General features: G+C 51.1%; 14 protein-coding genes. 7 read left to right on the forward strand and 7 right to left on the reverse strand.

Going from position 1 to position 20943, the window contains the following annotated elements:
- Window positions 1-63 precede the first annotated feature (63 nt).
- The 3 genes from AC6I7T_RS13550 to AC6I7T_RS13560 form a co-directional block, all read right to left on the reverse strand.
- The gene (locus AC6I7T_RS13550) at window positions 64-2556 is read right to left on the reverse strand and encodes a beta-galactosidase (RefSeq protein ID WP_497794014.1); all 2493 of its coding nucleotides are present in this window, start codon (window positions 2554-2556) and stop codon (window positions 64-66) included.
- Window positions 2557-2737: 181 nt separating this feature from the next.
- Window positions 2738-3367, reverse strand: a complete 630-nt coding sequence (locus AC6I7T_RS13555) for a response regulator (RefSeq protein WP_497794015.1) — start codon at window positions 3365-3367, stop codon at window positions 2738-2740.
- Window positions 3364-6336 (reverse strand): sensor histidine kinase, encoded by a 2973-nt coding sequence (locus AC6I7T_RS13560; protein WP_497794016.1) that lies wholly within the window; start codon window positions 6334-6336, stop codon window positions 3364-3366. The genes AC6I7T_RS13555 and AC6I7T_RS13560 overlap by 4 nt, the downstream gene beginning before the upstream one ends.
- A gap of 337 nt (window positions 6337-6673) precedes the next feature.
- Here AC6I7T_RS13560 and AC6I7T_RS13565 point away from each other — a divergent pair, with 337 nt between their 5' ends.
- Complete coding sequence (locus AC6I7T_RS13565) at window positions 6674-9955, forward strand: TonB-dependent receptor (RefSeq protein ID WP_497794017.1); 3282 nt, start codon at window positions 6674-6676, stop codon at window positions 9953-9955.
- Between the two features lie 102 nt (window positions 9956-10057).
- On the opposite strand, the gene AC6I7T_RS13570 is transcribed toward AC6I7T_RS13565, so the two are convergent.
- Window positions 10058-11938, reverse strand: coding sequence for a M1 aminopeptidase family protein (locus tag AC6I7T_RS13570; RefSeq protein WP_497794018.1), 1881 nt, complete (start codon window positions 11936-11938; stop codon window positions 10058-10060).
- On the reverse strand, window positions 11938-12729 hold the full coding sequence (gene rlmB / locus AC6I7T_RS13575) for a 23S rRNA (guanosine(2251)-2'-O)-methyltransferase RlmB (RefSeq protein WP_497794019.1): 792 nt from the start codon (window positions 12727-12729) through the stop codon (window positions 11938-11940). Before rlmB ends, AC6I7T_RS13570 begins: the two co-directional genes overlap by 1 nt.
- 98 nt (window positions 12730-12827) lie before the next feature.
- On the opposite strand from rlmB, the gene AC6I7T_RS13580 reads away from it, so the two are divergent.
- The 5 genes from AC6I7T_RS13580 to AC6I7T_RS13600 all read left to right on the forward strand — a co-directional run bounded on the left by AC6I7T_RS13580 (window position 12828) and on the right by AC6I7T_RS13600 (window position 17500).
- On the forward strand, window positions 12828-13475 hold the full coding sequence (locus AC6I7T_RS13580) for an RNA polymerase sigma factor (RefSeq protein WP_497794020.1): 648 nt from the start codon (window positions 12828-12830) through the stop codon (window positions 13473-13475).
- Window positions 13472-13846, forward strand: a complete 375-nt coding sequence (locus AC6I7T_RS13585) for a hypothetical protein (protein WP_497794021.1) — start codon at window positions 13472-13474, stop codon at window positions 13844-13846. Before AC6I7T_RS13580 ends, AC6I7T_RS13585 begins: the two co-directional genes overlap by 4 nt.
- A gap of 54 nt (window positions 13847-13900) precedes the next feature.
- A complete protein-coding gene (locus AC6I7T_RS13590) occupies window positions 13901-14446 on the forward strand; it encodes a zinc ribbon domain-containing protein (protein ID WP_497794022.1) in 546 nt (181 codons plus the stop codon).
- A 57-nt stretch (window positions 14447-14503) separates the two neighbouring features.
- Window positions 14504-15340: a LytR/AlgR family response regulator transcription factor gene (locus tag AC6I7T_RS13595; protein ID WP_497794604.1), complete on the forward strand. Its 837-nt coding sequence runs from the start codon at window positions 14504-14506 to the stop codon at window positions 15338-15340.
- Window positions 15341-15811: 471 nt separating this feature from the next.
- Window positions 15812-17500, forward strand: coding sequence for a methyl-accepting chemotaxis protein (locus AC6I7T_RS13600; protein WP_497794023.1), 1689 nt, complete (start codon window positions 15812-15814; stop codon window positions 17498-17500).
- A 73-nt stretch (window positions 17501-17573) separates the two neighbouring features.
- On the opposite strand, the gene AC6I7T_RS13605 is transcribed toward AC6I7T_RS13600, so the two are convergent.
- A complete protein-coding gene (locus AC6I7T_RS13605) occupies window positions 17574-18677 on the reverse strand; it encodes a DUF4932 domain-containing protein (RefSeq protein ID WP_497794024.1) in 1104 nt (367 codons plus the stop codon).
- 253 nt (window positions 18678-18930) lie between these two features.
- Here AC6I7T_RS13605 and AC6I7T_RS13610 point away from each other — a divergent pair, with 253 nt between their 5' ends.
- Window positions 18931-20166, forward strand: coding sequence for a GGDEF domain-containing protein (locus AC6I7T_RS13610; RefSeq protein ID WP_497794025.1), 1236 nt, complete (start codon window positions 18931-18933; stop codon window positions 20164-20166).
- On the opposite strand, the gene AC6I7T_RS13615 is transcribed toward AC6I7T_RS13610, so the two are convergent.
- The gene (locus tag AC6I7T_RS13615) at window positions 20163-20942 is read right to left on the reverse strand and encodes a ferredoxin--NADP reductase (protein ID WP_497794026.1); all 780 of its coding nucleotides are present in this window, start codon (window positions 20940-20942) and stop codon (window positions 20163-20165) included. The genes AC6I7T_RS13610 and AC6I7T_RS13615 overlap by 4 nt on opposite strands.
- Between the last annotated feature and the right edge of the window lies 1 nt (window position 20943).

A 20943-nucleotide genomic window follows, 5' to 3' on the forward strand; every position in this document is an offset into this window, starting at 1 on the left:
GTGCCCTAAGGTTTTGTATCTCAGAAAATACAATTTGGCTTGAATCTGTGATTCCTCGCGTTCCTACCTGCCAAGCTCGACAAGAGCATCTTTACCTGAGCTATATCTCATCGTTACCTGATACTCGGGTATAGCTTCGACCGAATCTAGAGCAAGGAAGCCATTCGCTCCGGCAGCATGCAACTGATTCGATTTCTCCAGATACATCGGAAAGTCCTTCGGCAAAGGAAGAATGCTTAAGGTAAACGATGCCTTCTGGGAAATTAAACCTCCGGATACCTGCTTCATTCCTGTTTCCCATGAAAGACCATTCCAGAAATCATCATTGAGTAATTCGCCCTCGCGATACAAGCGAGCCACATCGCCCTGGTAGCAAATACGCAGGAAAACATTACTCACATTTGGATTTATCTTCTGTGAATCGACAGTGAGCTTCCACTGAGCGGCAGAGGATTTGAAATCGGCATCCTCTGGAGCAAGTACGGGCCGTTCCTTACGCCAACTCAACTCCCGGCCCAAGACCCAGGGAGAACGGGCGCTAGCCTTATGCTCTTGAGCTATGGCAACTCGAACACGCATTGGAGCAACAGCCGTAACGGTTTCCTTGAAGAAGGAACCAGCCTTTTCTGTCGAAGTTATACCTTGAAACGTACCGATCTTGAACTTTGGATCTCCTTCGTGAAAAAAGTGGATATTTTCCCCTTCCGCATAAAGTTGACCATCAAAACGAATCGCTGCCTTTGGCGTTCCAACCACCCACAAGTTCTCTGCCTGTTGCTTCGAAAGAAGAATTAAATGAACAGTCTGCCCCTCCGCGCGCAATGTAATAGCACCGGAAGCAGAATCGGAAGCAACCGCTCGCATTCCATCGCTCACCCGCTCCTGACTAACCTCACCTTCCGTGGAGAGCTTGAAATTACCCTGTTCAAATCGAAATTCAGGAGTGACACCCCGAATAGCAAAGAAGAAATAGAACTTCTCACCGTTACGTTCGACCCTCGATATAAGCTGTGCCGTGCTGTAGCGAAGTATTGCAGGGCCAAGAGAGAGATTAACCGGCCATATCCCATAGGCTCCCGAGGGAAGATCAATCGGCTTTTCCGGTACTTGAATGTTTTTGTGAGGTAGCTTGACCACGATGGAAAGCCCTGTTCGACGGGGCATCTCCGCGCCGCGCACATAGTTATTCAAAAAGAGATAACCGGATTTGCTATCTGTACGGAGCGCCACTCGCGGCACAGAGAAATCCTCGGGACTCGACGGAATTCGCTCCGGGGCATAAGAAGACATAGGCGCCAACTGCTCGCCAAATTCATTCAGGAAGTAATGAATCAGCTTTAGAGATTTGAGTGATTCCTTCTCTGTCCCATCGGGGCTAAGCGGTGCCTGAAAGTCATATGACTTAACGGGCACATCCGTCGGATACCCGGTACGCTGCGACTCCTGAAGAGTAATCGCGCCTCCATCGGGATTCCTGCCACCATGAAACATGTAGTAGCCGAGCAAGTTAGCACCGCTGCCCAGCATTACCGGAATCATGGCAGCAATATCGTCAGCCTCCACTACTGGCCGCCGAAAATATGTATCCTGTATCCCCCCGCCAACTTCTGCTGTAAGAAATGGCGTGCCCTGATAAACGGAAGAATCGCTCTGGCCTGCGCCTCCAATGGCACCCATACTCCCTGCTGCACGATTCGCAAAGCGAAATGCATAAACGTCAGCGGGAGGATTCTTTTTCGGCGATGCGTCCCATGGCGCATCCGGATAACCGCCGTACACAGGAAGCACGGCATCAAGAGGAACTACCGCGCGATCCCAACCGGTGACGGTGTAGATAGGAACATCCATTCCCTCCTCAATTGCCATCTGCTTCAACTTACGAATATGGTTCGCGCCACGGTCCGGCTCTCCATTACGAAATTCATTTTCGAGTTGTATGCCGATAACCGGTCCTCCATCTTTCCAATAGAGTCCTCGAAGCTCTTTACCGATCTCGGCATAGAACCGGCGCACCTCTTCAAGATAGACAGGATCGTTCTTGCGCACCTCACCTTTTGCCAGCACCCAGTCTGGCATACCGCCGTTACGCACTTCTCCATGCGCCCAGGGGCCAATTCTCGGATACAGATAAACACCGTGCTTTGCACAGAGCTCAGCAAAGTGGCGCAAGTCCTTATTGCCCTTCCAATCAAAAGCACCTTCCGTTTGCTCATGGTGAATCCAGATCACATAAGTAGCAATGACCTGCACTCCCGCAGCTTTCATCTTGAGAATGGAACTCTCCCACTGAAACTCCGGCAGGCGTGAGTAGTGCAATTCCCCCATAACCGGAATCCAAGGCTTTCCATCCATGGTCAAGTACTGCGAATTGACAGAAAGCACATGTCCCTGGGGATTTTTATCTGCTCCTAACTTAGCGGCAACTGGGCGGACGGAGGGAGGAGGAACGGTGGCATCAATCGTTACAAGATTTTGAGCCGTCAAAACTGGAACACCCAGCCAAAGAAGAAAAGAAACGCATGCAACTACTGAAACCGGAGATAACCGCAAAGCCACGAGACACCCCACTCCTGCAAATCTTATCTCTGCTCTGCGATAAGCCCCAAAAGAGCATTTTGGTGTAGACCATTCACAATGACCCCAACACTCTATCGCTGTATACGCGAGCCTATTGGGACTATAGAGAAGGGGAAGAGCAGTGGAATCCTACGAAAGTCGGATTATCGACAAATATCTCTCACAAGTGCTCCAGACCACGTTTAAGGGCTTCAACAACTGCCTGGGTTCTATCACTCACGTCCAACCGCATCAAGATCACGCTGACATGCGATTTGACCGTAGCTTCCTTGATGTTCAAGCACTCAGCTATCTCTCGATTGCTTTTGCCTGCCACCATCAGAGCGAGAACCTCTCGCTCGCGGGAACTTAGCTCCGAGTTAGGCACCCTCGAAGCCAGCGCATGAGTAACCGGCGGAGGAAGAAAGCGGTTGCCGTTATGCACTCGAAGCACTGCATTCACGAGAGCTTCGTGCGGCATTCCCTTAATCAGATAACCCATTGCCCCGGCTTGCAATGCCTGATGAATATCTTCATCGCCCTCGTAGGTAGTCAGGACGATAATTTTGGCATCAGGTGATTTTGCCCGAATCTGACGGATCGCAGTGACACCATTCTGATCCGGCAAGCGTAGATCCATCAAAGTAATATCCGGAGTGCTTTCTCCAAATAGCCGTAAAGCCTCGGCTGCTGTTCCAGCCTGACCCACAACCGCCATCTGTCCCTGTGCCTGAAGAATAGCTGCAATGCCAACCCGCATGATCGGATGATCATCCACAATAAGGACCCGAATTAATTTCTCACCGCTCATACGATTCTTCCCTTCTTAAGCACTGAATCCAGTTTTGATCGACGCATTCGCAATTCGACTCGTGTACCTTGTTGCAAAACGGAATGGATCTGAAAGCTTCCGCCAATCTTTTGCATCCGCTCTCTCATTCCCATCAGGCCAAAGTGTCCACCCGCTCTGCCGTTGTTTTCAGAGGGCGAAAAACCACAGCCCCTGTCCTCAACACATAGTAAGAGCTCTTTCCCCTGCAGAGAACTGCTGATGTGAATCTCCTCGGAGCGGGAATGCGTCCCGGCATTTGCCACTGCCTCCCGCACAACCATAAGCAGCTCATGTGCAATCGATGCAGGTACTTTCTCTTCCGTCTCCGGGCATTCGCAAGAAACGGAAATGCCAAAGGCACGCGAGGCCTGTACTGCAATTCCATTCAAGGCATGATGCAGATCAACGGGCGATTCCTGGTCTCGACGAAGATTCCATACCGCATTTCTCGCCTCGTTGATCGTGGTAACAATCTGCTCTCTGGCTTGCGTCAAGAGATCTGTCGCAATCGAGGAACTCCCAGGCTTAAGACTTGCGATCGCCTCAAGCAGCGCAGAGATTCCAGTACACCCCTGAATCACGGTATCGTGCATCTCTCTTGCCAGACGGCTGCGCTCTTCCAATACAGCGGCAAATCCTTTCTGTATTCGACGAAGGCGCATCCGATAGATCGTCCACGTCGCAGCAGCCAACAACAGGAAACACAGTGTCAGAAACCACGAGGTTCTGTAGAAAAACTGAGCTTTCAGAATTTCGACGCTAGTTTCCGTGCTCAACTCCGGATGACCGACATCGAATACTGCAACACGAAAGCGATATCGCCCTGCAGGCAAATTCGTGTAAGTAGCTGTATTTGACGAGCCGGAGAAGATCCACCCTTTGTCGAAATTTTCAAGCTGATAGCGAAATCGTGTTCCATCTTGCGAGCCGAGAAAAACTGGCGCGAATGAAAAGACTAAGCGAGCAGCTCCCGCTGGGATTTTCATCTCTCCAGAGGCAGGAAGCTCATGTCCATCTTGCATGATGCTGACAATCTTCAATTTTGGGATAGCCGAGCTTCGGTTCTCCCGTATCGCTACACGCGCAGCACCTTTACTTGTGGGGAACCACACACTGTTGTCGATTGCCAGATATCCGGAGGGCTGTCTTCCGCCGTAAAGCTGCGCTCCATCTGCGCCGTACGGCATCTTGAAAATGGTGATACCAAGCGGACGATCCGAAGAAGGAAAAGCTCCATCCATCTCTTGCTCCGGAATGGAAGAGATGGAATCAGGCCCGGTTATCCAGAAGCGTCCATTTCGATCCTGGAGAATCTGATAAATACTATTGGCCGCCAGTCCTTGAGTGGTAGTGTACTGTTCAATAAGGCCATTGCGATAACGATAAAGACCATGGTCGCGAGTCCCAAACCAGAGCGTTCCCCGTCGATCCTCCATGATCGACCATACCTTCTCATGCTGAAGTGTGTGAGTCGCAGCATCTTGAACGAAACTATTGACGTGCCAGTGACTAATCCCCTTCTCCGTGCCTATCCATATGCCATGATTTCTGTCTTCGCATAAGCTGCGGGTACTAAAGTAGGCAAGCCCTTGATTCACGTCGTACTTGTATACAGTGCCTCCAGCAATTCGGCTAACGCCCTCATCCGCTGCTATCCAGACATCTCCGTTAGCCGCCTCAAGAAAGGCGCGAATGAAATTGTTCGTCAGCTGTTTCGGTGCCGCATAATGTACGACGCGTTTGCCTGCAAGGTGATATGCGCCACTCCCATCGGTACCAATCCAGAGCGAGCCATCTCGGGCACGGAAGAGATTTCGAACAGAGATATTTCCGAGTTGAGGGAAGCTCAAGCGCTGGGCGGCATTGTTATGGATTCGATAAACATCTTGAGCAACCATCCAGATGTTGCCGGAAGTATCGCCGGAAATGGTGCCAAAATCCGAATCGCCCCCTCCCGGCAAGGGAACCATGCTTACCGGTGTTTCTTCAAGGCGGACAAGCCCGTTCTGAGTTCCAAGCCAAATACGATGAGCACTATCTTCGTAGATGGATAAAACTGTATTGCTCGGTAAAAGTCCCTCTCGATCTATTCGGGTAAAGACGCCATTCCTGTAACTCCATAGCCCGGACCCGATCGTTCCTATCCAAAGGGTCCCGTCACTGGTCTGCCGCAAAGTCCGAACAGTTGCGTGAATTTCCGGAACCGCTTGGAACCGCCCATCTTTGTCATGGAGTAGACCACTGACGGTGCCAATCCACATCTCGTTTTCTTGAGTCTGAAGAATGGTCTTGATCTTGTTCTGGCTGTAGGTGCCCGGCAAGGAATAGTCGTGCTGAAGTCCGTTGCTCTGCAGATCGAAGAGTTTGGCTCCGCCCACCCACAGATGATGCTCTTTGTCTTCGTAGATAGAGTGAATCGGCAGAGGCCCGGGAAGAGGGCTATCCACCCGTCGGATCTTCTTGCCTACTACTTGAAAGAGCCCGTTATCCGTTCCTACCCAAACACGACCTGCGACATCTTCCGTCACACTACGGACAAATCCATTGGTCAAACCTTCTGCCGTGGAAAACACCTGCATGCTTCCTGCGTGAATATGAACGAGTCCTCCGCCTTCGGTCCCTGCCCACAGGCTGCCGTCACGTGAAGTGAGTAGGCAAAAGATGCTGTTGTCAGGAAGGCTTCGTCCGCTCTTGTCGCGAAAGGCCTGAAAATGAGCACCATCAAACGAAACAAGCCCGCCCGTTGTACCAATCCATAGATAACCTTCCCGATCTTCTGTAAGGGCTTGGATGATGTTCTCCGGCAAGCCATCCTGAGATCGCCATAGATTGCGTGTGTACTGTGGAGAGAAGGAAGCTACAGCACCATGCGCAAGCGCCACGAACAGCTGCCCAACAACAAGCAAACAGACGGCGGACCGGATGGCTCTACTTATGCTGAAGTTCATCGGTAAATTCAACTCGGTGTGAATTATAGAACCGGATGCTCCGGGTCCCTTCATTCGGATTCGTTGTAGATTCTGATGCTCCAGGCTATTCTCTCCACCATTTGCCTGCAAGACAAAGCAGAAAGAATCTGCACGATCAGCGCCTTCACAGAAAAAGATTACCAATCATACTTTCGACGGATTCGCGTCATGTTATCGGAAGCTTACTATCCACCGCGAGTGAGAGATGGACTCACAAGGCCAGTGCCGCGAGGTTCTGGAGAAAGAGCTGCCTCCCGCACGGAAATTGGAGAGGCATTCTACTGGCAGGCCATGCCAGCTTCTTACGGAGGAAGATATGCCGAAGCGCCGACGAATCTTGGAAGTAATCGTTTTCATTATTTCCATACTTATAGTTTCCCCTACCGGCTTCGCTCAAAATACCAGTGCCAGCCTTACCGGAGTAATTTCCGACACCAGCAATGCAGCCATTCCTGGCGCACGCGTTACAGTACAGAATGACGAAACAAACCTTACACAAACTGCGGAGTCCAACGCCGAGGGCGTTTATTCGATAAAGCAATTACCTCCCGGTCCCTACCATATGAAGATCGAGCACGCTGGATTCCGCACCGCAGTGCAATCGGGAATCATCCTGACGGTAAATCAATCTGCCACACTTAACATCAAGCTTGAGCTGGGCGATGTAAAAGAAGTGGTAACCGTCACGGCAAATGCGGAATTGCTGAATACAACCTCTGCGGAACTTAGCACCATCGTCAATCAATACGCTGTAACTCAATTGCCCTTAAATGGCCGCGATCCCTCAAACCTTGTCTTTCTCGCCCCGGGAGTGACAAACGTCTTGAACTCCAACGGAGCACTACAAGCAGGCTTCTCCTTCCCAACAGAAACCGGAGGCTCAGCCAATGGCGGGCGCCAGGGAAGCACATATTATCTGCTCGATGGCGTTCCCAACATGGATAACTATCTGCTTCTCACAGCTCCCTTTCCGAATGCAGATGCCACACAGGAGTTTCGCGTTATTACAAACAACTTCGATGCGCGTTACGGTTTCTCCCCGGGCGCAGTAGTCAGCATCGAAACCAAATCAGGAACCAACGCTTACCACGGTGGCGCTTTTGAGTTCCTTCGCAATCAGGAGCTAAACGCAAAGAACTGGTTCTCTCATGCAGTAGATCCCCTGAAACGTAACCAATTCGGAGCTTATGGCGGCGGCCCGATTCAGAAAGATAAGTTCTTCTTCTTTGTGAATTATCAGGGAACCCGGGCAAGCAGTGCTTCCAGCGCCAACTCAACATATACACCGACTACGGCGATGTTGAACGGCGACTTCAGTGGAGTCTCATCGCCCCTAAAGGCGCCCTTCACAACCATTAATGGAAAGCCCAACCAAATAAATCCCAATCTCTACAGCCCTGCGGCAGTAGCAATAACCAAGACTGCTTTACCGCTTGGACAAGGATCGGACGGCAAAGTCAATTATTCAGGAGCCAAGACGATCAATCACTATGACGAAGGAACTGGTAGATTGGATTACATTCTGAATGAGCAGCACAGATTCAATTTACGTAGCTTCGTCAATTACTTTTCGCAGCCTTCGGGTAGCGTAAAGGGCAACATCCTCTCGGTGCTGAACCTCAGTCCCTGGTCAATGGTCATGGGGGAACACATGGAGTACTACAACGAAGTACTCAATCACACCTGGACCATCAATCCCTCAACGGTAAACGTCCTTTCGGCGTTCTGGACACAGATGTCGGCACATAGCAGCGCTGCTGTTCAAGACAGCGGCGGACAGAATGTTTGTCTCTCTCGCTATATCGAAGTGACAGAACTTCCAGGCCAATGCTTTATCGAAGGACTCAACGTCAGCGGTGCCTTCCAAACTGCATGGACAGAACCCTCGCAAGAGGTTCGCACAACTTACGGCCTCTACGATACATTTACGAAAACTATCGGCAAACATACGCTTTCGTTTGGTGCCAATCTTCAACATCAATTCGCAGAGGAATACACCCAATACCCAACCCAGCCAATCGTCCAGTTCTGGGGGAACTACACAGGAAACGGATTGGCGGATTTCTTGATGGGGTATGCGGCCTCCTATACACAGGGAGCCGGAGAGATTGCAAGCGTAGCAGGATGGCAGCCAGGTCTTTTCGCTCAAGACCAATTCAAGCTACGCCCTAACTTCACCATCACAGCCGGTCTTCGTTGGGATCCTAATATTCCTCCAACCTCGGCAGGCGGACGTGGCGCGGCTTTCGTTCCAGGACAGCAGAGCACGTTGTATCCTAACGCTCCAACGGGACTGGTATTTCCGGGAGATCGCGGAGTATCGAGTGGTCTTATGCCCACTTCATACGGCTATTGGGAGCCACGAGTTGGCATTGCATGGCAGCCGCAATTCCTGCCGCGCACCTCGTTCCACGCTGGATTCGGAATGTTTACTTCTCCACTGATGTATTCGATGTATAACCATTCCGCTGATATCAGCCCCTTCAGCCCTACTTACACCTTCTACGGTGGCACTTCCACGCCAATCCCCTTCGATCACCCATGGCAAGGCTTCTGCTCAAGTTGCACAAGCCCCTTTCCGCCATTCGCATCGGTTAGCACAAAGCCTGCCTCCACGACCGCCTTCAGCACTCCCGTCACGGTTCCGGCAATCTTCTCTAACAACTTCCGCCTGGGAATGACGCAGAGCTGGAATGCTTCTGTGGATCAGGAACTGGGCTACAACATGGCGGCTCATCTGGCATACGTTGGAAGCGAGTCGTATCACCAGTCAACCATTATCGATCAGAATCCTGGCATCTACGCGAAGGGTGGGGCTCGCTCACTCTATTCCAATTTCAGCAACATTCTGACCGATTACAGCAACACAACTGCCAGCTATCACGCACTACAACTCTCGATCGAGAAGCATTTTTCGCATGGCCTTCAATTCCAGTCAAACCTGACCTGGTCCAAGGTGCTCGATGTTGCTTCCTCGGGAAACATCACCTTCGGAACAAATCAGTTGCCGAATCCCTTCGATCTTCGCTGGAATCGGGGCATCTCTGCTCTGAACGTTCCCCTGGTTTGGGTGAGTAACCTGATCTATACAACACCAAGCCTACGCGGACGAAACAGTCTCATGAAGAATGTGCTCGGAGGGTGGGAGATTAGTGCGATCATTACCTCCCAATCAGGTTCGCCCTTTGGCATCAACTCAGGAACCGACAACTCTAAATCGCTGCAAGGTAACGCCGATCGCGCTGACTACGTTCAAGGACAATCTCTTTACACACACAAGGGGAGTAAATCGGAATGGCTGAATAAGTATTTCAACACGGCAGCATTTACGACCAATGCTCCAGGCACCTTCGGGAATACCGGGAAGAATATCTTTAAAGGACCAGCAGTCAATACAACGGATATGGGGCTGATCAAGAACTGGAAGTTTGTAGAAAGCTATCAGCTGCAATTTCGTTGGGAGATGTTCAACGCCTTCAACCATCCAAGCTTCGGAACTCCGGGTGGCACAGTAGGCTGGAGTAACTATGGAAAGATCCAGAGTGTTGGAGCTATTCCACCCCGAGTCATGCAAGCCGGCTTGAAATTCAGCTTCTAACAAGTAAATTGGCCTGATTCTCATATGCGAATCAGGCCAATTTATTCCAACACTTCTGTTACAAGCCTTTGTTATCAGCTATGGGCCGTTGAACTCCTGTTCTTATTTTTCTGTAGAAGTCTGTCCCACCTGACGTACATGGATGCTGGCTTGAACCTCAGGAACAGTTCCATCATTCACCTGCACCTCAGTCGGCCTTCCCTGAACTACGATCCGATGAATCATCTTCTCGTGCTCAGGAATAACGATCCGCTCAGTTATCGAAGCTTTTTGAGAACGCACTGTTACCGGAACCTCCGCAGAAGCCCATCCGTCATTCGCAATATCAATTGCCGTCAAATAAGAATCGGCAGCCGAAGTCGTATCGGTATAGACAGCCGTTATGGAAAGATCGGGTATGCCTCGATCCCGATAAACCCAATCATCGAAAAACCAGCGCAGATCTTTTCGTTTGGAACTACGCTCCAGCAGTTTTTCAAAGTATTCGGGTGTCGTGTCGTCTGAAGCACGGTATGCGTGTAAGGCTGCAATCAGAGCATCCTCCCCCGCAATGTCCCGCAGCATCCATAGAACGTATGCCGCCTTTTCCCGGTAATACACGGGAGTGCTGGCCGCTAGGAGAGGTTGTCCAGAACCATCTTGTGGCGAAGCAGGCTCTACTAAAGCAAGAGCACGACGAGATGATTGGAGTGCCGCTAAGGCATCGTCTCTGCCCTTTTGTTGCTCTGTCCACAAGAGATCGATGAAATGTGCAACACCCTCATCCAGCCATTGCCTTTGAGAATGGAACCAGGAGTGTGCGAGCAGGTGAGCAACACCAGTAGTCAGCAGCTCCGGCGATGTTTGCGCCACAGGTATCAACAACACCGATCCAATTTCCGCAGCCGCATCGTCCGCTTCAGGAAGATCGATTATCGTCACCGGTTCGGTCGGAGCTCCACCAAGCCACTGTTTCAATAAGGGAGCCACTATCGTAGAGGCCGTGGCAAAGGCCGGAGCATTCACAGAGTCGTCAGGCCGGCTATATACATTGAGATAAGTTGACTTATGTTCCTCTCGAGTAGCCACGAACAACGACGGAACGGCAAATCCAATCGGAGACTCGTCGAGTTGAAAAGTTGCTATCTGAGGAATATCCGGAGTAGCCGGAGCCGATGGCACCGTGACAGGAAGAACCTTTCCGTTTACTACCGCAATATTCGGAGGAGCGTCCAGATACTCGACCGATACCTTTGCCGAGATACGCGAGGAAGAGGCACGAAGTTTCTGCTCCCCGATCATGTCGAATAGCTTCGATCCATCCCCCAGGAACACGGGAACGGAGCTCACGGGGTACCAGACAACATTTCCGAAACCGCGCACACCTACAAAGTCGGAAGCAACACGATCCCAGTCCGAACGGCTCGCGACATCGTCAGGCATGTGTGCAGATTCGAATCTGCGGTGGCTGGCTTCGATTTTTCCGCTGTAGATCACATCCAGTTGAAGCTCATTGCCGACCGGAAGAGGCTCGGATAAAGAGACCACAGCCTCATGCAGCAGGCCGGTATGATCGACATCGCTCTTTACGTCTGCAACCTGATAGGGAATCTGTTTTCCCTGAGACCGAATGCTCTCCCAGTTCAGGTTGGAAGAAATCTGCAGAGGGAGATGCACCAAGGGAGCAGTTCCCTCATTCCGCACTGTTACAAGTGCTCTTACGGCGAGTTCCTCTTCAGCCGGACGCAAGCGGATATCAAGGGTGTAGGCACTATAGGCCACAGCCTTCCTTTCCGCATCGGTAACAGCAACAGGAACAGCCTTCGAACCGGGCGTAGCAGTCACCTGCTCGGAGGAAGAATCCTGGGAACGAGAAAAGACCACTTTGGACTTATCTTGCCCGGAAGTTGGAGAAGCAGGCTTCCCGGCATCTGTGTTTTGCGCTACCGAAATCGAACTGACTGCTGCGAGCAAGATGCTACCGGCGACCAGAAAACTACGCATTAAGATCCGAGGCCTTTCTGCTTTTTGGGTTTGCTGGAAGAAGCTGGAACATTCTCGTTACGACCCTTGGTACGACGCTGGCGAAATGCCTCGTACAGCACAACAGCTCCGGCGGCCGAAACATTTAGGGATGAAACTCCCCCGGCCATGGGAATCCTCAGCAGGTGATCGCAGGTGCGGCGGACCAAGTCATGCAATCCAGCTCCCTCACGTCCCAGAACAAGGAGGCAATTGGAAGTAAAGTCGAATTGGTCATAATCCATCGAGCCGCGCTCGTCGAGGCCGATGACCCAGACATTGTTCTTCTTCATCTCCTCCAAAGCACGAACCAGGTTTACTACCCGGGCAATTCGAATATGTTCCGCTGCCCCCGCCGAAGCCTTGACGGCTACCGGGCTTAACGGAGCCGAGCGGCGTTCGGTCAACAATACCCCGTCAACGCCAGCTCCATCGGCAGTACGCAATAAGGCACCCAGATTTTGAGGATCTTCAACTCCGTCGAGGGCCAGCAGCAATCGACTCGCCTCTGTGGGCTCCAGAAGATCTTCAAGATCCAGAAATTCCTGTGGCCGCACAATCGCAACAACTCCCTGATGGCTGGCAGTTCGCGCCAATTGGGTCAAATGATCTCTGGGCTCGACACGAAGTCTGACCCCGGCCTGCTTGCAGGCTGCCACAATACGTTCCAAACGCTGGTCCTGGCGCTCACGGGCGACACAGACATGATCGAAGCGCCTTTTCCCGGCGCGAAGGGCCTCTTCGACAGGGTGGAGGCCATAGAGAATTTCCATGGATAAAGTCTATCGTGCCCCTGGAAATCGGACTCAAAGCCGAATTCTTTGTTTGAGATCCGAAATGGAATCGTTGACAATACAAAAGGAGCTACAGTTTGCGCGACTTTTCACCAACGGCATACGTCTACGGGATCATGGAACAGGTACGCGCAATCATCTCCGAGCAAGCTAAGCAAGAAAATGTGCTGGTCGCCGAGGGCTTGAAGCGCCAGGACCCGGATTTGCTCGATGCTCTGATTGTCCGCTACCAGCATCGTCTGCTGCGTTACCTGCTTTACCTCACCAGCAATCGCGAATCTGCTGAAGACCTCTTCCAGGAGACCTGGATGAGGGTATTGGTCCGGGGTGCACAATTTAATGGGCAATCCCGCTTCGATACCTGGCTGTTCACTATCGCGCGCAACCTGGTGATCGATCAAAAGCGCAAGAAAACGATGGTTCATCTCGAAGACTTGTGCGATCCCGAAGAAGACGAACGTCAGCTCGACGTGGCCTCAAACGATCCGACACCCTTCGACTGCTGCAGTAATCAGGAAGATCGGGAGCATATTGCTACGGCATTGCTCCAACTGGATGCTCTCCATCGCGAAGTTTTGGTGCTCCGTTTTCATGAGGAGCTCTCGCTGGAGGAAATTGCCAAGGTAACCAGCGCGCCGCTATCCACTGTAAAATCAAGGCTTTACCGCGGACTGGCAGCGCTAAAATCAAAAATGACTACACAGCTTCATTTGGAGGATCGATGAACCAGATCGACCTACAAGAGAAAGCTCAGCAAGATTCGGGCCTGCTCTCCATTTTGACCGGAATGAACGCCTCGGCCGGACAAACTGCCGCTATGAAGGCGCGCCGAAGCGTGATGAGTAATTTGCTGACCATGAAACAACAGCAATCAGCAAACCGACGCAACAGAGCCTTGATTCTCGCAGTCTTCATTGCATTGCTCCTGACGGTGACTCCCGCAATATGGAATGCGGTTGACGAAATTCAGGGCGAGGACCCTATCGGAGACCTGTCTAGCCAGTTAACATTGCTGGGAATTGTCTTGGTTCCTGCAGCGCTGGCAGCAATGTTCGCCGGCTGGAGACACAACCGCCGAATTTCACCTCGGTGGTGACAACTTCTAAATTTTGGGGTCGGTCTGGCATTCTAGACGTGTGCCAGGATGCATATGAGTGATCTAGATCAATTCAGAGAACGACAGGGCCTCTCCCTGTATGAAGATGTCCGGCTGATCCCTCGCTGGTCTGTAGTCCTGGCGGTAGCCGCCTTTGTGGCCATGCAGTACGTGTACTGGGTGGTTGTCCCCCAGACGAAGCATCATCCCGGGCCGCCCATTGGATTCCGTATTTATTTTTCGCTCTCCTGGAGCACGATCTGCGCGCTTTACTTTCTGACGATCGGTTACGTCACGAAAGACGCTCCGAGGCGTGCCATGAGCACTCGCTTCTGGATCATGATTTGTTTGCTCATGCCGGGCGGCCCTGGAGCTGTACTGTATTTCCTGCTTCGCCAGCCAATCACTTCACAGTGCCCGATGTGCCGGATAGATGTCTTCAGCGACTACAACTTCTGCCCCCAATGTAACTACCAGCTGGCGCCTGTTTGCGGCAGATGCTATAGGGGTGTCCGGATAACGGATCTATATTGTGTCCGTTGCGGCCATCATCTGGCCGAAGACAATACTCCCGCCCGGCTGCACGCCTTCAAAGAATAATCCTGAGGCAGATTGACCAGGTATTTTCCCGATCCCTATACTCAATGCTTGGGATCTATGGCCATTACGGCGCTAATCATCGACGATGAACAACTCGCTCGTGACGAGTTGCAATATCTTCTCGACAGCACCGGCGATGTCAGAGTACTCGCCCAGGGTGGCAATGGCATCGAAGCCGTTGATTTGATCGAAGAGCACCATCCCGATCTGGTCTTTCTCGATGTGCAGATGCCCGGCTTGGATGGTTTCGCTGTTCTCAAAAAACTCATCGAGCGGCACTCGCCCGATCCGATGCCGCAGATCATCTTTGCAACGGCTTTCGATCAGTATGCTGTAAAAGCCTTCGATGTAAACGCGATTGATTACCTCCTTAAGCCTTTTGACCGCTCCCGTGTTCTGCAGGCTCTGGACCGTGCACGTCTGCGCATTCAGGAACAGCATCAGCAGGAAGAGGAACCTTTGCAGCCCTTCCGGAAGCCGTTGGACTTCGACGGAGATCCGCGTTTCCATGCGCTGATGCGCCTAATCGAGCAGCAACAGGTTCCCACGCGTCCTCAGACGGCGAAAATTGTTCTCCAGGCACAAAGCAGACTCTTGCTCGTGGATCAAAAAGATATCTGTTTTGCCGCCATCGATGAGGGAGTAATCTCGGTTGTTACGCCCACGCTGGAGGGCCAGTCGAAATGCAGAACGCTCGAAGAGCTGCTTGAACTCCTGGACCCTACGCTCTTCTGGCGCGCTCATCGTTCCTACGTGGTAAATATCAACCACATCAAGGAAGTAGTTCCCTGGTTCAAATCCAGCTACCAGCTGCGAATGGACGATAAGCAGCAAACCGAGATCCCGGTTAGTAGAGCGCAGACCCGCCGCTTAAGGGAACTATTTAAGCTCTAGATACGATCTATTCTCCTCCCTAAATAGGGACCTACTTAGCCCATAGGTGGAGAATCAGCCCTGCATCTCTTCCCATAGATAAAAGACGGAACCGGAAGATATTAAGGGCTGCCGGTCCCTTTATGGAACTGCCATGCGACCATTAGTTTCCAACTATCTACACCGAAGACGAAATACTCTTCCAGATAACCCCAGACTTTCTAGGTACTTTTTCTGATTCAGCATTAGAGAGTTATTAGGTCTTGCCGATAGCTCATTTAGTGCATTTTTGTTTTGGCATAGTCCATCGAGAAGCCGTGAGTGTGGCCATTCCTTCAGCCCCATTTTGTCATCATGGACAAAACGGGCCCCCTTCCGACGGAATGACACATGCCGACTTTGGTTCATGGACGACAGCCAAACATGAAATGCTCCAGACGGTGCATATTCCTTCCCCCAGCACCCAACACATACCCATAAAGGGGGATAGGGTTGAACTTCCTTCAGCACCTCACCATCCGTCGTAAGTTAGTTGTTTCTTTCGGAATCGTCTGTGCACTCTGTTCAGCTATCGCGATACTGAGTGCAGTGATGCTTACCAGCATCAGCAGTGCGACTTTGGAAATCAACAATAAGTGGCTTCCGGGAGTAAAAACGCTCGATGCCATGCATAGCCAGCACTCGATCATGAGACGGTCAGTAATCGACTATGCGCTTTGCGAAGACAGTCAATGCAAAAGCACCTTCAAAGAAAAGCTTCAAACAGCGCAACGCTCACTACATGACGGCTTTGAACAATTTCAGAAACTAATAACCACTCCCGAAGAGAAAGAGTTGCTGACACATCTCGATCAGCTTGTACAGACCGATCAAACGGAAATGTATAAGGTTATTTCATTGGTCGATGCAGGCGATACGGAACAGGCACGTAAGGAAATCTTTGGACAAAGTAAAGATACTTATGATGCAGCTTACACCACTGGCGACGAAGTAATTGCCATGTACAACAAAGGGGCAGGAGATGCCACGACTCACGCAATCAGTCTTGCATTCTCTTCCCGTACGGTAATTCTGATCTGCTTCGTAATCGTACTTGCAGCAGGGTTTCTAGCTACCACTCTTTTGGAAAAGCTAATTGCAAAGCCTCTGGTGCAAGCTTCGATGCTACTGAAAAGGCTTTCAGAGAAAGACCTCAGCCAAACGCTTGAATTCGATTCCCGCGATGAGGTTGGTGGAATGGCAGAGTCCTTGAACACTACCATTCACAGTATCCGGGAGATTCTCGAAAGGCTTACCTCGGGTTCCGAGCAGCTGGCGAAATCAGCAGAGTCGATCTCTTCTATGGCGACACAATCGACTCAGAACTCAAAAACCCTTATGGACCATGTGCAGCAATCTGCTGCAGCAATACAAGAAATGGCATCTGTAGCCAGCGATATTGCCAGAAACACTGAGCAAGCAGCAACATCCAGCCGCCAATCCTCCGAGCGTGCAGCAACGGGAGAAAAATCAGTAGAAAATGTCGTCATCAGTATGGAAGAACTCTCCGGGAGGTCGGCGGAAAGCATTCAAGCGATGCACCAACTCGATGCTCAAAGCGATGAAATCGGAAATATCGTCGGAGTAATTCGGGATATCGCCGAACAGACGAATCTCCTGGCCCTCAATGCTGCTATCGAATCAGCTCGCGCTGGAGAACATGGTCGAGGATTTGCCGTCGTAGCAGGAGAAGTACGAAGACTCGCAGAACGCACAAGAGAATCAACAGAAGAGATCACCCGAATTGTAAGCACCATGCAGAGCAAGACAAAGGATGCAGTGACTTCCAGCGAAGCCGCAAATACCTTTGTACATAAAGCCTTAAGCCAGATAAAGGAAGCAGGCCAGGCACTTCGGGAGATTGTTGAAAGTGCAAAATCAGCGGAACAAATGGTAGCACTGGCAGCTACAGCTACAACAGAACAGCAAAGCGTAGCCGGAGAAATAAGTAAGAGTATTTCGATCATTTCCCAAATGGCATCGGAATCTGCATCCGCTTCCGAAAACGATTTGAAGGAATGCTCTCAACTGACGAACTTCGCTAGCAGTCTGAAGGACACTGTTATGGAATTCACGCTGGGGTCGAATCAGGGCCGGGACTCCGGCAGACTGCTCTCTGCTGCAACAGGCAAGTTGTACTAAGGTAGTGGAAGTCGGAGATCCAGCCAACAACGGTAAGTGTGGCCATTCTTTGGCGGAATGGCCACACCCTTGGTTATTGCACTTGCAGATTGGCCAGCTTCGAAAGAAGAACAGGATAATAGTCTGCAAAGGTGGGATACTTCTTTCGCTCCGCCGCATACTCCCGCAAAGCAGTAAGTATGTCTGGGGTCAGTACCGCGCCCCGGCTTACTTCTTTATCCAGAACTTTCTTCCCACTCTCAGGACTATCCTGGTAGGCGAGATAAGTTGTTACGCCCCTGACGACACTCTCATTCAGACACTCTTCCCAATCTCCGCAGACTCCTTTCTGCTGAGCTACTTTCATGAGCGATATCAAGCGGGAAGATTTAGCAACGCTATCTGCATACCGCGTTGCTAATGGGTTCACGAAGGAATGACTGAACTCATGCCGCTGCATATACGTCAAATAGGACTTGCTTCCAAAGAAAACCTGATCATCCTTCAACGAGTGAGTTCCAAGGATTGCGTACACATACTTCTCACCTTTTGAGCCTTCGATAATTGGCCCGTATCCAACTGGACCATAGAGAGGGACTAGAAGCATGCTATAGCTCGTGTAGTGCACACCGTAGAAGTCTTCCAGCTCCGAAATGTAATCGCGGTCCAGGTTGATTGCAAAATTCTCGACAGCTCCGGCATAAAAGCTGCGATGCTTTTCGAAAAACGCAGAGAAGTGTGACTCCGCATTAAACGTACGAAGTTCAGTAGCAAGCTTTTGTAACTGACCGGCTCCGCCACACCGCTCGAGCAACATGGAGTTGGTTCGCAGTCCGGTGCGCGGGCGCAGATTCTCATCCAGATACAGCATGCTTAACGAAGGCCAGGAATGGCTGCACCCAGCCTTACTCATATCGGCAATCATCCGAAGGGCAGCATGCTGTTTATAGGGTGCAAAATATGCATCCACTTCGCGACGATAGGCAAAGTCGTCTTTGATAATGAGAGGCTCTTCCGGATCTCGGAACTCACTCAGGTACTGAACGACAGAGATCAATTCCACTCGCGGATCAATCGCTACCTGAATCGAATTGACCTTTTTCTGAACACTCTCTGGCAACAAATTCGCAGCCAGCGCAGACACAGAGAGGCAGACAAGTGCTCCAAAACACAAACTCCGAATCGTCCTACGCTTCACCGTTATATTCCTTTGTCTGTTACATATATACCCGATACGCGGAAGAAGCTTTCTTCGTTCCCTCCGGGGATGGGGGCGTGGCCGGCAGCCACCCGTAACTAATGTAACTTTTGCGAGGTGACAGAAGAGGGATAGATACTATCCTTGTTGCTTTTCTTGCGACAACTTTGGGATACATCACAATCAGATGTTTACAAGTCTTCTGACGGCAGACTCGGTTCTGGTTGATAATTAGAACATCACTCAGGAAAATATGTCGTCCGCACCTGTACCCGTTTTCGATATCGATATCGAGAGCGTTCTTCGGAGTTTTGACTCCCGGGGATTCCCGTATTTTCGTCTCCCCAACGAGCTTGAAGAACGTTTCGAGGAATCGCGCTGTTCAAAGCGGATCTCTCATTTCATGTTTACGGGGACGATCGGACTTTGCCTGTACGACGCCTTTTTAGGCATCGACTACTATTGCGAGCCTCACCTGTTTCATACAAGTTTGGCGGTACGGCTCGCTTTTGTTACCCCGATCGGAATCCTGCTGCTACTACTGCTTCGCTTTGCAGGGCGACATTTTCGCGAAGCCACATTCGTAATCTTCACTCTTCCTGCCTCCTTCGGAGTTTTGTATCTCTACCATACGACTCCGGAACTGGTCGCACATGGACAAGCCGCTCTCATTCTCTTCATGCTTTATTCCAACCTGATGGTGAGATCCAGCTTTCCTTATGCATGCTGTGCTACAGCCATATGCGTGGTGGGAGACACAGGTTTCCTGTTTACGACTCCGGAGATTTTCTTTCGTGAAATTGTCCTGTCAGGAAGCCTTGTGGGTTGCACAGCCATTGTTTCGCTGTTGAGCAACTACCACATGGAAAAGGAAGAACGGATTAGCTATTTGAGATATCTGCTCAGCGAACAGCAGAAGCTGGAGTTGGTACGCATCTCATCGCTCGATGCACTGACAGGAATTCTCAACCGCCGCGCCTTTGAAGCCAGATTCCGAGACATATGGGAAGAGGCATTGGAGAAGAGACAGCCAGTTTCGCTGCTGATGATGGACCTCGACCACTTCAAATGGCACAACGACCGCCATGGGCATCTTCACGGTGATGAAATCCTACAAACCGTGGCGCAGAAGATTCGCGAAACGGCATCGGACGATTGTGGCGTAGTTGCGCGTTACGGAGGAGAAGAGTTTATTGTCGTCCTGCCCGATTGCCTCCTGATGGATGCTCTATCCACCGGTGAGACTTTGCGGGAAGCAATACAAACAATCTCACTTACACCGGGAAGTGACGGAACGCAACGCCACATAACCATCAGTATCGGAGCTGCAACAGCATACCCTGTGTACGGAAGACCATCTTCGGAACTTATCAATGCGGCAGACGATGCCCTCTATCAGGCAAAGGCGAGCGGAAGGAATTGTGTCTGGCCACAGATCACAGAACTAGAGGTTGCCGAAAGCTGTTTCCAACAACCTCTGAATTCTTAGTCGTAGCGTTCAAAGATAACTTGCTTCTTGTGCCAGCCTAGTTCCACCAGCCGATCGCGGGTGGCAGAGACCATGTTGTTCAACCCGCAGATGTATGTGTGGATATCGAATACAGGCAGCTCACCCGCCGCTGCAGCTGGTACAGGTGGTTTTGTCGCCGCACGTTCCTTTGCAATCTTGGAGACATACTCCTGCACATATCCGCGATTGCCCTGCCAGTCTTCCTTCGCACGACTAAGTGAGTAGATGTAGTGAAAGTTCTTGTGCTCGGCTGCTATCTTCTCGAAGTAGTCACGGTAATAGATTTCGGTTTCATACCGGGTACCGTAGACAACCCAAAAATCCTTGCCCTCGCTGCGGTCCTCTCCCGACTCAGGAAAAAGCCATTGTGTAAAACCGCGCATCGGAGCAACGCCGGTACCGGTTGCGACAAAGATCGCATCCGTTAGCGGCTGGCGAAGTACGAAGAGTCCATGCGGGCCGTGGACTTTCACCGTCTGCCCCAGTTCAAGATCGCAGAGGAAATTCGAGAAGAAGCCACCCTCTACACGGTTGATGCACAGGTCAAAGCGGTTTCCGTTTGCACTTGAAGCTAAAGAATAGGCCCGAGTCTGCAGCTTGCCATTCGGATCCTCTGCCACCGCAGATACAAACTGTCCGGGGCTGAAGGAAAACTCATCGAGTTCCTCAACAACGAACTCGAGGTGGAAACACTGCGCAGACTCGGAAAGGCAGAGCTTGCGATCAAGGCGTGCGGTTAAAAGCTGACGTGCCAAT

It is taken from the genome of Humiphilus diazotrophicus, from assembly GCF_059726315.1.

Coding starts and splice junctions, on each gene's coding strand:
- rlmB (WP_497794019.1), bottom strand. CDS start 12,729: ATGGAAATTCTCTATGGCCTCCACCCTGTCGAAGAGGCCCTTCGCGCC.
- AC6I7T_RS13570 (WP_497794018.1), bottom strand. CDS start 11,938: ATGCGTAGTTTTCTGGTCGCCGGTAGCATCTTGCTCGCAGCAGTCAGT.
- AC6I7T_RS13585 (WP_497794021.1), top strand. CDS start 13,472: ATGAACCAGATCGACCTACAAGAGAAAGCTCAGCAAGATTCGGGCCTG.
- AC6I7T_RS13590 (WP_497794022.1), top strand. CDS start 13,901: ATGAGTGATCTAGATCAATTCAGAGAACGACAGGGCCTCTCCCTGTAT.
- AC6I7T_RS13595 (WP_497794604.1), top strand. CDS start 14,504: ATGGCCATTACGGCGCTAATCATCGACGATGAACAACTCGCTCGTGAC.
- AC6I7T_RS13565 (WP_497794017.1), top strand. CDS start 6,674: ATGCCGAAGCGCCGACGAATCTTGGAAGTAATCGTTTTCATTATTTCC.
- AC6I7T_RS13560 (WP_497794016.1), bottom strand. CDS start 6,336: ATGAACTTCAGCATAAGTAGAGCCATCCGGTCCGCCGTCTGTTTGCTT.
- AC6I7T_RS13555 (WP_497794015.1), bottom strand. CDS start 3,367: ATGAGCGGTGAGAAATTAATTCGGGTCCTTATTGTGGATGATCATCCG.
- AC6I7T_RS13610 (WP_497794025.1), top strand. CDS start 18,931: ATGTCGTCCGCACCTGTACCCGTTTTCGATATCGATATCGAGAGCGTT.